This window comes from Neoakkermansia glycaniphila (genome assembly GCF_001683795.1).
Classification (GTDB): Bacteria; Verrucomicrobiota; Verrucomicrobiia; order Verrucomicrobiales; family Akkermansiaceae; genus Akkermansia; species Akkermansia glycaniphila.
In genome coordinates, this window is sequence record NZ_LIGX01000037.1 from 75,459 (window position 1) to 89,732 (window position 14,274).

General features: G+C 56.9%; 13 protein-coding genes. 7 read left to right on the forward strand and 6 right to left on the reverse strand.

The annotated features are described in order from the left end of the window. Window positions 1-112 precede the first annotated feature (112 nt). Together AC781_RS10485 and AC781_RS10490 are read right to left on the reverse strand one after the other, a co-directional pair. Window positions 113-1,540, reverse strand: a complete 1,428-nt coding sequence (locus tag AC781_RS10485; RefSeq protein ID WP_067777517.1) for a Gfo/Idh/MocA family protein — start codon at window positions 1,538-1,540, stop codon at window positions 113-115. Window positions 1,541-1,679: 139 nt separating this feature from the next. Beyond that, the gene (locus tag AC781_RS10490) at window positions 1,680-2,588 is read right to left on the reverse strand and encodes a D-alanyl-D-alanine carboxypeptidase family protein (RefSeq protein WP_172801834.1); all 909 of its coding nucleotides are present in this window, start codon (window positions 2,586-2,588) and stop codon (window positions 1,680-1,682) included. A gap of 173 nt (window positions 2,589-2,761) precedes the next feature. On the opposite strand from AC781_RS10490, the gene AC781_RS10495 reads away from it, so the two are divergent. Continuing rightward, a complete protein-coding gene (locus AC781_RS10495) occupies window positions 2,762-4,372 on the forward strand; it encodes a putative Ig domain-containing protein (RefSeq protein WP_067777534.1) in 1,611 nt (536 codons plus the stop codon). A 69-nt stretch (window positions 4,373-4,441) separates the two neighbouring features. Here the strand turns inward: AC781_RS10495 and AC781_RS10500 are convergent, their stop codons facing one another. Beyond that, entirely contained in the window at window positions 4,442-6,088 is a 1,647-nt protein-coding gene (locus AC781_RS10500; protein ID WP_067777518.1) for a GTPase family protein, read from the reverse strand. A gap of 157 nt (window positions 6,089-6,245) precedes the next feature. On the opposite strand from AC781_RS10500, the gene AC781_RS10505 reads away from it, so the two are divergent. The 4 genes from AC781_RS10505 (at window position 6,246) to AC781_RS10515 (ending at window position 9,450) form a co-directional block, all read left to right on the forward strand. Then, window positions 6,246-7,487: an MFS transporter gene (locus tag AC781_RS10505; RefSeq protein WP_067777519.1), complete on the forward strand. Its 1,242-nt coding sequence runs from the start codon at window positions 6,246-6,248 to the stop codon at window positions 7,485-7,487. A 180-nt stretch (window positions 7,488-7,667) separates the two neighbouring features. Continuing rightward, window positions 7,668-7,988, forward strand: a complete 321-nt coding sequence (locus tag AC781_RS13790; protein ID WP_141675884.1) for a hypothetical protein — start codon at window positions 7,668-7,670, stop codon at window positions 7,986-7,988. Continuing rightward, entirely contained in the window at window positions 7,989-8,489 is a 501-nt protein-coding gene (locus AC781_RS10510) for a hypothetical protein (RefSeq protein WP_067777520.1), read from the forward strand. Between the two features lie 142 nt (window positions 8,490-8,631). Beyond that, on the forward strand, window positions 8,632-9,450 hold the full coding sequence (locus AC781_RS10515; RefSeq protein ID WP_067777521.1) for a potassium channel family protein: 819 nt from the start codon (window positions 8,632-8,634) through the stop codon (window positions 9,448-9,450). 20 nt (window positions 9,451-9,470) lie between these two features. Here the strand turns inward: AC781_RS10515 and AC781_RS10520 are convergent, their stop codons facing one another. Beyond that, on the reverse strand, window positions 9,471-10,748 hold the full coding sequence (locus tag AC781_RS10520; protein WP_067777535.1) for a DEAD/DEAH box helicase: 1,278 nt from the start codon (window positions 10,746-10,748) through the stop codon (window positions 9,471-9,473). Between the two features lie 433 nt (window positions 10,749-11,181). On the opposite strand from AC781_RS10520, the gene AC781_RS10525 reads away from it, so the two are divergent. Beyond that, entirely contained in the window at window positions 11,182-12,006 is an 825-nt protein-coding gene (locus AC781_RS10525) for a DUF3592 domain-containing protein (protein WP_067777522.1), read from the forward strand. Window positions 12,007-12,069: 63 nt separating this feature from the next. Continuing rightward, window positions 12,070-12,825, forward strand: a complete 756-nt coding sequence (locus AC781_RS10530) for a DUF3592 domain-containing protein (RefSeq protein WP_071133517.1) — start codon at window positions 12,070-12,072, stop codon at window positions 12,823-12,825. A 2-nt stretch (window positions 12,826-12,827) separates the two neighbouring features. Here the strand turns inward: AC781_RS10530 and AC781_RS10535 are convergent, their stop codons facing one another. Continuing rightward, window positions 12,828-13,739, reverse strand: coding sequence for a hypothetical protein (locus tag AC781_RS10535; RefSeq protein WP_067777524.1), 912 nt, complete (start codon window positions 13,737-13,739; stop codon window positions 12,828-12,830). A gap of 221 nt (window positions 13,740-13,960) precedes the next feature. Beyond that, window positions 13,961-14,274: cobalamin biosynthesis protein (locus AC781_RS10540; protein WP_176712522.1), on the reverse strand; the 314-nt coding region annotated here is incomplete at its 5' end.

Sequence of the window (14,274 nt, forward strand, 5' to 3'; positions counted from 1 at the left end):
CGCGTCCGGGGAGAGTGGTGTAGCAGGAAGAAAAAGGGGCTGTCCCTTCTGCGCCGATGCGGCCTGCAGTGTGGAGACAGCCCCTGAAATACGGTTAGCGGTGCGCTGCGCCTCAGGAGATGATGGCGAGCGGTTCGGTGGTCTTCCAGTCTCCGCGCGTGAAGTCCGGGAAGACTTGCGGCATGCCGTCTTCTGCGACGGATTTTTCGGAGAGCGGGCCGACTGCGGACCACAGGGCGCCTTCGTAGACGTTCTGGTCGAGGGCTTCGCCGTTGCGGAGGCATTCGATCATGCGGCTGAGCATGATGAAGTCCATGCCGCCGTGGCCGCCCATTTTGACGGCGAGTTCGCCGATGCGCTTGTAGAGCGGGTGGTCGTACTTGGCGTAGAGGGGTGCGAGTGCGGCATCGCCTTCAAGCCATGAGTGGTAGTTGCCGTTCGGGCTGATCTGTTCTCCGGCTGCGCGGGTCGGGTACCCGGCGAGCGTGCCGAGCGTGCCCTGGATGAGGTTGTGGCGGGAGTACGGGCGGGGGCTCGTTTCATCCCACTGCACCATGATGGTGCGGCCCATGTTGGTTTTGATGATGGAGGTGCTGATGTCGCCGCAGATATAGTTCAGCTTGTTCCATTTGTGGTCGGCCGGGAAGTTTTTCTTGGCATAGGCTGCGCGGCCCATGGACGGGCTACCGAAGGCGACGATGCGGTTGAAGGTGTCGTCCTTGCGGGCGATGTTCATGTATTGGGCGACGGGGCCGAGGCCGTGCGTCGGGTACAGGTTGCCGTCGCGGCCTGCGTAGTGGTAGTTTCTCCAGGAACCGCAACCGCGATTTTCGCTCTTCATCTGGCCGCGCAGTTCATGGATGTAGGCGGCTTCGCCATGGAGCAGGTCGCCGATGACGCCCTGCCGCACCATGTTCAGGAACATGAGTTCTTCGCGGCCGTAGTTGCAGTTTTCCATCATCATGCAGTGCTTCTGCGTCTTTTCGGACGTGTCGATCACGTCCCAGAGTTCTTTCATGGTGATGGCCATGGGCACTTCGACGAAGGCATGTGCGCCGTTCTTCATGGAGTCGATGCACATGGGGGCATGCCATTCCCAGGGGGTGGAGATGATGACGGCGTCCGGCTTGACTTCCTTGAGCATGCGGAGGTAGTCGTGTTCGCCGTTGCAGTAGGTGGCGGGTTTCTGGCCCGTCTTCTTCTGCACATAGTCGGCGGCCTTGTCGGCAAGATCCTGATAGACGTCGCAGATGGCGACGACTTCACAGCCGGGGATGACGGCCATCTGGGTGGTGTGCGGATAACCGCGTTCGCCGACGCCGATCATGGCGACGCGGACTTTTTCGAGTTTGGGGGCTTTGAAGCCGCCCATGTAGATGGAGCCGAGGGGGCGGGGGGTGACGCCGTTCGTATTGGCGGAGTGGGCGGATGTAGCGTGTTCGAGTCCCGGAGCTGCGCTGGCGATGGATGAAGTGGCAATTCCTCCGGTAAGGAGGCCGAGCTGCTGCAGGAAACGGCGGCGTGACGAGGATGTATTCATGAGTTTAATGGTATTGGACAGTCTTTAGCGAACGATTGTCTTGTATTCATACGCAGGCGGGCGAATATTTCTTTCATCCATTTGCGTGTGCCGCACGATTCTGCGGACAAGGAAGGAGAGCAGGGAGAAAACGGAGCATTCAGGAGATGTTGAGAGCCCATTTCAGGTATTTGGAGGATTCCGTCCAGATGCGCGACGGAGCGCAGCCGAGTACGACGACGATGACATGGCGACCGTTGACTCCCCCCGTGCTGACGAGGCAGCGGCGTGCGGCATTCGTGTAGCCCGTTTTCATGCCGGTGACCCACGAGTACTGTGCGAGGAGCTTGTTGGTGTTTTCCAGATGGACCGAGCGTCCGTCCGCTTTGGAGAATTCCATGCTGCGGGTGGAGACCATGCTGCGGAGTACCGGATGGCGGTAGGCGAACCAGGTGCAGCGGGCCATATCGACGGCGGTCGAGTATTGGGGAGCGGGGAGGCCGTTCGGATTGGCGAAGTGGGAGTTTCTCATGCCCATGGAGCGCGCCTTGGCGTTCATCATGGAGACGAAGCGGGGTACGGAACCTGCCGTATCGCGGGCAAGCGCGAGGGCGACGTCGTTGTAGCTCTTGACCATCAGGGCGTGGAGCAGATCGCCGCGGCGGTATTGCTGCCCGGGTCGGAAGCCGAGTTTGGTGGGATCTGCCTTGGTGTCTTCCGTCGTGATGGTGACGAGCTTGTTCAGGGAGCCGTGGTCGAGGACGACGAGGGACGAAACGAGTTTCTGCGTGCTGGCTACCTGCCGTTTGGTGTTGCCGTTGTGTTCGTACAGTACATTGCCGGTGAGTGCGTCCATCACGCATACTGCCTCACAGCAGGGCGTGGGGGCGGGGGCGGAAGGTGTCGCCAGCGGGCGGGAAGGATAATTGGAAGGCAGGCGAACGGCTGCCTGCACGGCCGGAACGGGCGTAGCAGTCGGCACGGGGCGTGCATTCGGAGAGGTCGACTGGGAATGATAGGTCGCACTGTATGTTGACTGGCATCCGATGGTTGTACAAAGAGAACCCATGGACAGTGCAAACACCAGATATCGCATGCGCATGTATATACCTTGTTTTGTATCCGTTGGCAAGCTTTTTCATGGGGGTAAAATCTTGGCGCCGCTTCCCGGCAGCATGTTGCAGGATATCTGCAACATGCTGTTGAAAGATTCGGTTGACGGTCCGTGTATATATGGAACGTATGATGCGATCATCCATTCACACAGCCGCTGTTCTGAGCCTGCTGGCAGCTTCAACGTTTGCTTTGCCGGGCGCCGATCTTCCTCAACCCTATCCCGCTCCCGAACGCGGTGCGAGGTTGACTCCGCCCATCGCCAAGTCTCCGTCCATCAACGGAGCGCGTATTGTCGGGGCGACGCCGGGGAAGCCGTTCCTGTTCCGTATTCCCGTATCCGGCGAACGTCCGCTAAAGATTGAGGCGAAAGGCTTGCCGAAGGGGCTGGCTCTGGATTCCTCGACGGGCATCATCAGCGGGAAGCTGGAAAATGCCGGTTCTTTCGATGTGGAAGTGTCGGCCGCCAACAAACACGGTAAGGATAGCCGGACGCTGGTGATCGAAGGCAAAGGCCGCTTGAGCCTGACGCCGCCGATGGGGTGGAACAGCTGGTATTCCTACAGCGAAGCCGTCAGTCAGGAAGGCATGCTCAAAATCGCACGCCTGATGGATTCTTCCGGTATGGCCGACCACGGATGGACCTATATCAATATAGACGACTGTTGGCAGGGCGCTCGTACCGGGCCGAACCGCACGTTGCAAGCAAACGACCGTTTTCCGGACATGAAGGCGATGTGCGACGAGATTCACGGGCTCGGTCTGAAGGCGGGCATTTATTCGACGCCATGGATGGGCACGTATGCCGGATTCATCGGCGGCAGTTCTCCGAATGAGGAAGGCGATTATTCGGCCTTTGCCCTTCCTGCGGACAAGCGGAAGCAGGAACACCAGCTGTTCGGTTCATGGCCGGGTTCAGCGAAGGTTGGAGCCCAGAAGACGGGGGGCATCTGGATGTTCGACCGGGATGCGAAGCAATGGGGCGAATGGGGCTTCGATTATGCCAAGATTGACTGGCTTCCGAACGATGTTCCCCAGACGGAGCGCATCCGCAAGGATCTGGACGCATCCTCTCGGGATATCGTGCTGAGCCTGTCGAATGCGGCTCCGATGCAAAATATGCCGGGCTTGAGCCCGCTGGCCCAGTGCATCCGCACGACGGGCGATATTCACGATGCATGGGGCAGCATCAGCGGCATCGGTTTCTCGCAGGAACCTTGGCAAAAGTTCGTGTCGCCCGGCCACTGGTGCGACCCGGATATGCTGCAGGTAGGCATGATCGGTACGCCCAACCAGGCCAATACGACGTTCCGCCCGACCCGGCTGACACCCGACGAGCAATACACGCAGGTGAGCCTCTGGTGCCTGCTTTCCGCGCCTCTTCTGATTTCCAGCGATCTTTCGCAGATCGACGATTTCACGCAGGGCTTGCTGATGAATGACGATCTGATCGCCGTGAATCAGGACAAGATGGGCGCTCCGGCACGCCGTGCGGTGAACCGCGACGGTATTCAGGTGTGGAGCAAACCCCTGTCCGACGGTTCGCTGGCAGTCGGTTTCTTCAATACAAACGGAGATGTGCGCGAGGCCGCGGCCACCATGGAGGAACTCGGTCTCAACCCGTCCCTCCGCTACAAGGTGCGCGACTTGTGGAAGCGTGCGGATGTGGGTGAAGTTTCCGGCAGAGTGCGTGTGATGGTGAATCCGCACGGTGCGACGGTATTCAAGCTGATGCCGTAAACGGGATCCGGAAGCTTCTTTCTTTCAAATCGGGCGCCTTCTTCGGAAGGCGCTTTTTTGCGGCCGGATTTACAGGTGGTAGCCGACGGAGCGCAGGGCCTTGTACAGCTCGCTGTGGCGGGCGACGAGGGGTGCGAGCTGTTCCGCATTGCGGGAAACCTTGAGGCGTGGCTTTGTGTAGAGCCTGCGGTAAGAGGCGACGCGTGAAACGAGCAACTGGCGGACGGGAAGTTGCAACCCTTCGTTGATGGCGCGCGGCAGGTCTTCCGTCAGGGTTTGGATGCGCTTGCCGATGCGGCGTTTTTCAAGCAGCAGCGCGAGGCTGCCGACAAACCAGATGCCGGCAGCAAGGCAAAGGCTGACGAGCGCAAAGAAATTCTGGCCGAAACTGCCGAGCGTACCGGAGATGATGACGAAGAGCAGGGCGAAGTAGATGGTGCGCCGCATCCAAGGCTCCTGCTGGTTGCAGAGCTTGACGAGGAATGTCTTCAGTCCGAACTTGTTGATCGGCTTGTAGAGTGCGCGGCGAAGTTCCGTACGAAGCCGGGCGAGGTCTTCCTGAAATTCGGCCATCGGGAATTCCCCTATTTCACTGTCGAGCTTCTGCTTCATGCGCGGCCGCACGCTGGCCCAATGCTCCTGACAGGCGAAGATGAAAGCACGGTCCTGCGCTTCCTGGCGTTTTTCGATTTCATCGCTGAGCACATCGAAGAAATCGCGGTCGGCCATTTCTCCGGTGCGGCGCAGGTTCATCATGCCTGCAGGCGTAATGAAGATGCCGAGATGGCGCGAGAGATTGCGGATGAGGCCGGGCACGTGCTGCTGGATCAAATGTCCGATGGACTGTATCTGGGAAGGAATGCCGTCTTCCTGAGAATTCTGGAAATTGTCGATTTCGTGGTCGATGCTGAGCAGGAAACCGCTGTCTCCCCGCGTGATGCGCTCGCGCGTGCGAAGAACGCTTGCCTGTGCATCCATGAGAAGAACCGTCGCCTGATAGACTTCTTTGATGCGCCGCTGGAGGGTGTCCGCACTGTCGAGGGCATCCTGAATGCGTTCCGCGAAGACATCCAGCCCGGTGCCCTGTATGTTTGCTCCAGGTGAGACTTGATAAAGCGGAAGTTCCGTGCCGAGGTACTGGCGGCTCAGTTCACGTGCCTGTTCCTTGATGGCCATCACCTTGTCGGGCATGTAGCGTTCGCAATGGGTGAGGGCGATCAGCCGGATGCCCGGAGCATCTTCCGGCATTTTGCCGAGCAGTTCCCATGTAGGTGCGCTCCAGATATTGTCTCCGCTGAAAACGGCGATTACGACATCCGCCGTGGGAAGCAGGGCGGCAATGCTGTCGGCGGCCTGTTCGTTGCCGCTGCCGAAGGTATCGACAAGTTCGAGGCCGTCGAGCCTGTCGTTGGGAAGGTAGCGTGAGGTAAGCTCGTCTTCGCTGCGGAGGAAGCGCCAGCACAGGCAGGGCGTTTCAAAGCCAACCGCCTTGATGCTCGGTTCTTCGATCAGGCCGGAAAGCAGGGAGGATTTGCCGACGCCGTGTTCGCCGATGGCAATGATTCGCTGGGCCTGTACGGTACGGGCCAGAGCCTCTCGCACGAGTTCTGCCTGATCGAAGGGTTCGTCATTGTCGATGTCCCTGCACAGATCAAGAGACCGTTCGGCCAGATGGCATACGGTATCCTGAGTTCTCCTGTAATGGCGTTTGAGCATGCGGCGGGCGCATCGTATTTTAAGGCAAGGGACTTCCTCTGTCCATCATAAAACCTTTTTTTTGCTTGGCCTGAACCGAAACGCGGGATGACCTCCGATCTAAACGTTATTTGTTATGCTTGAAGAATGTTCGTGTTAGGTATGGAATAGCAGGGCGATGAAGCAGAGCTTGTCCGAGACGCACCCTCATTTCCACCGTGTCTATTTCGTGGTGGTCTTTCTGCTGATTTGCCTGAACCTCCGCATGTCGTTCTCGGCCGCCGACCCGCTGCTGGGCATGCTGGAACACGATTTGCACCTCAATTTGAAAGACAGCGGCATCTTTGCCGTTCTACCTGTGATGGTGCTCGGCGTAGCGTCTCCTCTGGGGGCAAGACTGGTCGACTATACACGGCCGCGCATGCTGATTCTCTATTCCATGTGTCTGGCACTGGCCGGTATCCTGTGGCGCAGCTACGGCGGCATGGCGGGCTTGTACGGAGGGATGGTTCTGATCGGGCTGGGGCTGGGTGTGACCGGTTCCGTCATTCTCGGCGTCGTCAAGCAGGTATTTCCGCATCGTGTGGCATGGATGATGAGCGGATATACCGCCTGCGTCTGTATGGGAACGGCCATCGGCTCCGCCAGTTCCGAACCGGTCGCCCTCTGGCTGGGCGGCTGGCGTTCCGGCCTCGCCTTCTGGGGAATCTCTCTGGCTGTGGTGACTCTGCTGTGGCTTTTTCTTGCCAAAAGCCGTTCGGACGGTTCCTCCGCCTACCATACGCTCAAGGCTCCCGTGACTCCCCTGTTGAAGAACAAGACGGCGTGGATGGTATCCCTGTTTTACCTGTTCCGTGTGGCGAGTGCCTACCTGCTGACGATCTGGATGTCGTCCCTGATGCGCCGCCGCGGCATGGACGCTGTCGACTCCGGGTTCGTGATGGCGTTTGCCACCGTGTGCCAGATTCCGGCCGCTCTCTTTTCCGTCTGGTTGATCCGCATTTCAGGCGGCAAGTCTCAATTGATGTTCTGGGCCATTCCGTTGTCCGTCATTTCCTGCTGGGGGCTTTTGTTCGGTCCTCTTCACTGGTGGCCTTTGTTTGCATGTGTCTTCGGGTTGGGTATCGGAGCCGTTTTCAGCATTGGAATGTCTTTGATCGTTGAACGCGCTGCTGATGAAGCCTCGACAGTCGCCTTGTCCGGGATGTCGCAGGGCATCGGCTTCATCTGCGGCGGTTTGTTGGCGTGGCTCGGCAGCCTGTGCGTCGACCGCCAGCACGGCGATTTGCTGATTGCTGGATTGTATACCGTTTACAGCATGGCAGGGCTGTATTTCGGAATCAAGGCTGCGAGGCCCGGGCTGGTTTCCGTCAATGCAGTGTCTCCGCAAACGGGGAAAACAGCGACTCAAAACGAATAATTTTCCCCATACAGGGGCCGAAATTGCTCGGGCGCGCATGGTTTTTCGTGTTTTTCATTAAAAAACGATTAAATAATGCAATATTTCAGTTTGGACTATTGACAGTTTCATTTTTGTGGACTACGATGCGCCGCCATCAGCCTATCTGATAGGTAGCTGTTGGTAAAATCTCTCGATTGTATGAAATTGTATAAAGCGTGTGCGTGGCTGGCCGTAGCCCTGGCTGTTACCGGTGAAGCTTCCGCCGATTGGTTGGGCCGTTATATACCTCCGGACAGTACGGAGACATCTCTGAAAAATACGGCGGCTGCCCTGGACAAGGTGACTGTAAGCGATGTGACGCTTGGCGGTGGTTCTGTAGTACGGGATCCTGATTTTGGAATTGAGGGGCAAATACTAGCTTCCTTGTCGGGTACATATATCCGGTACAATTCCAAATATGTTGCAAGTTCGACAACCTACACTGGCGATTTTTCCACAACTGCTTCTTCCGCCTTTTAGTTGAATATCAACAAGACGAAGGCAAACGATCCCAAGGTGCAGGTGGATAAATTCGCCTTTTCCGTGACGTCGTATGCTATGCAGGCCGACAATGTCGGGAATCCATGGCCGGAAACGCGTGCATTAGGTTCAATAGAAGCGTCGACACTCAGTTATGAATTGCATATTACGCTGAGCGATGCTTTGGGGCAGCAGCTCGGCAATACGATCGTTCTCACTTCGTACACGACGACGCCGTACACGCCGAAAGAACGCGTTTTTACGGACTTCGGTGCTCAGGAACGTATTTCTTTCGATGTTGCGGCTGCTTTGAAGGATATGGAATACACCAATGCCAAGTTCGATCTGATGATGAAGGCGGATGGGAATGCTTCCACCGCCGATGCCAATGAAAGCCTGTTCATCAGCGACATCGTGCTTGAAGGTACGGCTCCCGAACCGGCTTCCCTCCTTCTCGCATTGATGGGTACGGTTCCCATGGTGCTGCGCCGCAGGCGATAATCATTGCCGATCACTTTTTGATCATCCCGCTTCTGTAAAGAGGCGGGATTTTTTGTTCCCGGTTTGAGCTGGGCATGAGATTGCCATCACATTTTTTCTTGCAGAACCGATAGGAATTCATGCATAATCTTTCTACCAATTCATGATGAGTGCCTTTCTGAAACAACGTGTGATGTATGAAACTCTGATGGCGTTTCTTGCCCTGTGTTCCGTCGTGTTCGCCTTTCAGGATTTGCGGGGGGTCCTCGAGCCTTGGCAGGAATGGTGCGACTGGGTGATTTGGGGCGTGTTCGTCGCGGATTATGGTGTGCGGTTGTGTTTGTCTTCCAGGAAATGGGAGTTTATCAAAGCTCACTGGATCGATTTGATCGCCATTCTTCCCTTCAATTCCTTCTGCCGAGGTATGCGTTTGTTGCGTTTTGCCCGTTTGTTGAAATTCCTCAGGGTATTGGCGGTGATGGCGCGTTTCATGGGGCGTACGCGTTCCTTTTTCGATACGAACGGGTTCAAGTACGTGTTGCTGGTGACGGCGATTGTGCTGCTCGCCGGAGGTTATTCCCTGCACCTGACGGAGAATATTTCTCTGGAAGACGGTATCTGGTGGTCGTTCGTGACGGCGGCAACGGTGGGGTACGGGGATATTGCTCCGCAATCTCTGGCCGGGAGGGTTGTCGCTATTGTAGTGATGCTGATCGGTATCGGGTTGATCGGCATGTTTACGAGTACGGTGACGACGTTTTTCATGCATCGCCCGCGTTCGGGCGGTGTCAAGGGGGAGGCTCTGGAAGCGGTCAAACGGAATTTGGATCGTTTCGATGAGCTGTCGGAGGGCGATGTGGAGGATATTTGCCGCCTGCTGCTGGGCATGAAGAGGAATAAGCTGCCGGTCGCGGCAGGTGAAGAAGCTTCGGCCGGGCACGAAAGAGGCACGCCGCCCGGCGATGAGGGCGTGCGTGCCTGATGGAAGGAGGTGTTCTCGTGTCAGGCGGAACGCCTGCGCGATGAGCGGCGGCGGTTGTTTCTGCCTGAGGGGGAAGGATGGCGGTTGTCCCGTGTGCTGCGCCGCCCGGCGCTGCGTTCGGGGCGGGGCTGTTTCATGGCCATGCCTGCCGGAGCAGGTTTGCTGTCCTCGTGCAGGGGGATGGGATTGCCCAGCATGTTCTGCAGGGCGCTGGCGTATTTTACTTCATCGGGGCAGCAGAGGGAGATGGCGGTGCCGGATGCTCCCGCGCGCGCCGTGCGGCCGATGCGGTGGATGTACACCTCGGGTTCGAGCGGGATGTCGTAGTTGATGACAAGGTCGATGTCCTTCACGTCGATGCCGCGTGCTGCGATATCCGTGGCGACGAGGATGGGCGTGGTACCGCTGCGGAATTCGCGGAGCATGCGTTCGCGCGCGCCCTGGCTCTTGTCGCCGTGGATGGCGGAGGCCGGGTGCCCCTGCTTGCTGAGGAAGGTGGCGAGGCGGGAGGCGCCGTGCCGCGTGCGTGTGAAGAGCAGGGTGAGGCCGTTTTCTTCACGGTTGCGGATGAGGCTGAGAGTGGTTTCGCGTTTTTCCGCCTGGGTATCGACATGGCAGATGGTTTGTTCCACTTTTTCGGCCGTGGTAGTCGGCGGGGTGATGACGACGGTTTCCGGCTGGTGGAGCATGCTTTGCGCCAGTTTGCGGATATTGTCCGGCATGGTGGCGGAGAAGAGCTGCGTGTGCCTGCGGGCGGGGATGACGGCGGTGATTTTCCGGATGTCGGGCGCGAAGCCCATGTCCAGCATGCGGTCGGCCTCATCCAGAATGAAGGTTTCGACGTGGTTCAGATTGACCATTTTGCGGTTGAGATGGTCGATGAGCCTGCCCGGCGTGGCGACAAGGATATCCAGCCCTCTGGCGAGGAGTTTTTCCTGCGGGGTGTAGCCGACTCCGCCGAAGACGACGGCGGAGCGGATGTCGAGTCCTTTACCGTAGGCGACGATGTTGTCGTGGATCTGGGCGGCCAGTTCTCGCGTGGGGCTGAGGATGAGGGCACGGACACAGTGGGGGCGGAGCTGCTGCCTGTCTTCCGCGAGGAGTTGGAGCAGGGGGAGGGCGAAAGCCGCCGTTTTGCCGGTGCCCGTCTGGGCGAGTCCCATGATGTCTTTCTTTTGAAGGAGGATGGGAATGCAGGCTTGCTGGATCGGTGTCGGAGTCTGATATTGAAGTTTCTCCAGTTGGCGGAGAAGAGGAGCCTTCAGACCGAGCTCCTGAAATGATGTGGATAAATCCATAGATGATTGTATTTGATGAGCGGCGTCTTCCTCGACGAACATCGGAGGGGTACTCGGAAACAATGCCTGCATGGCAGGAGAAAGGAACAAGAACCGGGCCGAAAGGCTCAATACGGAAACGCCCGTATCCCGAAAACCACAAGCGCACGAAAAAGTGTGCATCCATTCAATCAGCGGGAACGTGAGTATTGAAACACATTTCGGGCGGCATGTCACGGGTAATCGGAGAAAGTCGTGACATGTGGGTCTTTTGTTATTTATAATTCATTGATGGCTAAAGTGATGGATTGCAATATGATCGGTATTGCGAGAGCGCGGGTCGTTTTACTGCCTATGAAAACGGTCTTTTTCGTGTGAATTATTGCCTATTTTTCGATGGAAAACGACCGATTGAGTTGACTTTTTTCTAACCGTCGGGTAGATTTTTCCATCTATGAAACCGTCGGAGTTCAGGAAAAAGAAGAAATATTGCAGGAGCAAGGCAGGGATGCTGGTGAGCATTGTTGTGACTGGCTGTCTGTTGGCTTTTGTCGGGTGGCTGTATGCGGGAGAGATCGAAGAGGCATGGAGGAGCCGCCAGGCACTTGAATGGAACGAGGTGCCGGCGACCGTGACGGGATACCATGAGAAAACGGGGCGGTACGGCTCCTATGTTTTATGGTGTGAATATGTTTATGGCAATCAGGTGTATGAGACTTGCTCCATGGGCTATGGCGAAGACGATAAAGCCTTGTACGAAAGAGGGATGAAGGATGGCGAGGTGACGGCTTACGTGAATCCGGACAATCCGGAAGATTCCATTCTGTCTGCCGGAATCAATCAGGACGGCTGGATCAATCTGGCTCTCTGGACTGCGGTAGTCGCTTCGCTGGGGTGGGCTCTGGTGCGTGAAATGCGCATTTTCCGCAGGCGTTTCTACGATGCGGAGTACAAAAAGCAAACGGCCCTGTATCTGGAGGGCGAGGAACCGCGCATGTGCCTGTGGAGCAGGTGGGAATCTCTGGATGGCGTGTTTCTGTGCCTGACGGAGAAGATCCGCAATTATGTGCGGATCGAAGAAGGCAGCAATCCCTTGAATGGCGTGGCCGTCTGTTCCGGCAACAATGGAGCGTTCTTTCTGGTGACGGAGAAGGATATCGACCATGAAGAGGCCGTGTATTCTCCCGAGATGACGCGCGAAGAGGTGGAACGCTGGTTTGCGGATTATGAGAGCGGCGAACCGCTTGGGCGGTTGATCGAAGGGTGGAAGAAGGTATAGCACACGATGTCTCGTGCCCGGCAAAAACGAACGGAACAACCGGCGAAAACGTCTTTGGGAAGAGTGCTCCTCGCAGGGGCGCTTTCCCTTGTTGCCCTGATTGTGGCAGGCGCGCTGACGGTGGGGCAGTGCCTCATGTACGGCAACAGCTCATGGAAGGAAGTCCCTGCCCGGATCGTCGAATGCAAGGAGGGTAACGTAAAAAAACCGTGCCGTGTGGTTTGCCGGTATGAGGTGGACGGGCAATGGTATGAAACTGCCACGCTGGGGCTCGGAGAATCGGGAAAGGATTTGTACAACAGGGTTTCTGCATCGCGAAGCATGGCTGTTTACGTTCATCCCGATGATCCGTCGCGCGCCGTCATGTCGCGAGGGGTTCATTGGACTTACTGGCTGCCGCCGGGAGTAATCCTGCTCATGGGAGTATGGGGGATGATGCATACCGGAAAAAGGTGGAATGCCTACAAAAAGCGCGAACTCGAAGGCGGATTTGCCAAAGCCAACCGGCATTACCTTTTTCGTGCCGAACCGAGGCGTTGCATGTGGAAACGCTTAGGCACCATGGAGGCTTCTCTGGAAGCATTGAAGGCAGGAAAAGTCGATGGCATTGTCGTCGAGGATGAGAACCACGCCGGGGACGGGTTCACCATCCAATACCTTGAAGATGGCATGTTTTATCTCTCGGTGGAGAAGGATGTCGATGGTGAAGCTACGGTGATTTCTCCCAATGTATCGCTGGAAGAGATACGGAGTTTTTGCCGTGAATACGAAGCCGGGAAACCCTTGCGCGATTTGATACGCGGCTGGGACGAAGCCTGAGCTTATGTTTCCGTCGGCGTGATCATGCCGGCAGAGACATCCTTGATGAAGCGAAAGGTGATGACCGAGGCATAGGGCTTCGGGATGTCATGCGCATCGGATGTATTCGCATCCGGTACGGTGTTCGCATGGCAACTTGTTTCCGGTTGCTGTTCGGAAAGAGCGGCTACCGTTTCCAGTAATCGGATGATTCCGTTGCGGTTGGCATCCAGCATCAACGTTCCGGGATAATCCTTTATTTGGATTTCGCCGTAGATGTCATCTACCGGGGCATGGGAGAAGTTGTAGAAGCCGCAGGGCGTATAATCGTCTCCGGAAGAAGGTTGAATGGAAGTTTCGTCCGGACAGCCGAATTCATGGTCGTACTTCGGTATAAGGCTCGTGAGCCAGTATTCGAGTACTTCTTTTCCGTACTGATTCAATGTGATGACAACGTGATCATAGGCACTGTTGTGCTCGACATTGATCAAGCAGATATCTTCGGATTCTTGGGATGGTGGTGAGGTCGCTGGGACGGATGGCGGCCGTTTTGCGATTGTTGCGACCTTGCCGATCCACAGAGAAACAGCCAGAAGGCAAGGCGTCGTAAGAATGAGGAATCCGGTTCCGCATATATCGGCTTTCTCTGGGAATACCAGCCATGCATGAGTGATGCACCATGAAGCGATGCCCCAGGGAAGGAATGACAGAAGAGAGATAGACAGTTGCTGGACGATGCGGAGCTTGGGTGTTCGCGTATGCTTTTTCCAACGGATCAGCAGCCACCAGAGCGGGAGGACGGGTAGAGTCCAAATGGCGAAGTTGGTGAGCAGGAAAAGACTGTATTTGTTATTTTTGGAGTCCTCCCGCAGGATGGAGACGATGAAGAATGCGAGTAGTGGGTAAGTGTATCTGCGTTTTGGGGAGAAGGGCATGGGGTAGGCGGTACTATGCCTTTGCCGTGCCAATCAGTCAAGCTTGCGATGCGGGAGACACAGATTCCACGGATGTTCACAGATGGGACTGAGGTGTATCCGGCCTCTGATGGGATAATAGGTGAAATGAAATAATAATTTGTTTTATTGCAATATTTTAAATGTATTTCAAAATGATGATTGTTGAGTGAAATCGGTGTTCATCTGTGGCCCCAACAGAGTCAGAAGCATGCTGTGCCGAGCGTGAAGAGGGCGGTAGCGGTGCAGGTGGCGGCGTACATGAGGACGATGGAGCGGGAGAGGTCGCCGGGGAGGGCGTCCATGCGGCCTTCACCGATGTAGGGGTAGGGGGCGGGGATGCCTTTGTAGGCGACGGGGCCGCCGAGTTTGAGGCCGAGGGCTCCGGCGAAGGCGGCTTCGCTCCACGCGGAGTTGGGGCTGGCATGGGCGGAGCGGTATTTCCAGCCGATGGAGAGGGAGCGGCGGCTGCGCATGCCGGGCATGGGGAGGCAGGAGAGGGCGATGAGGGGGAGAG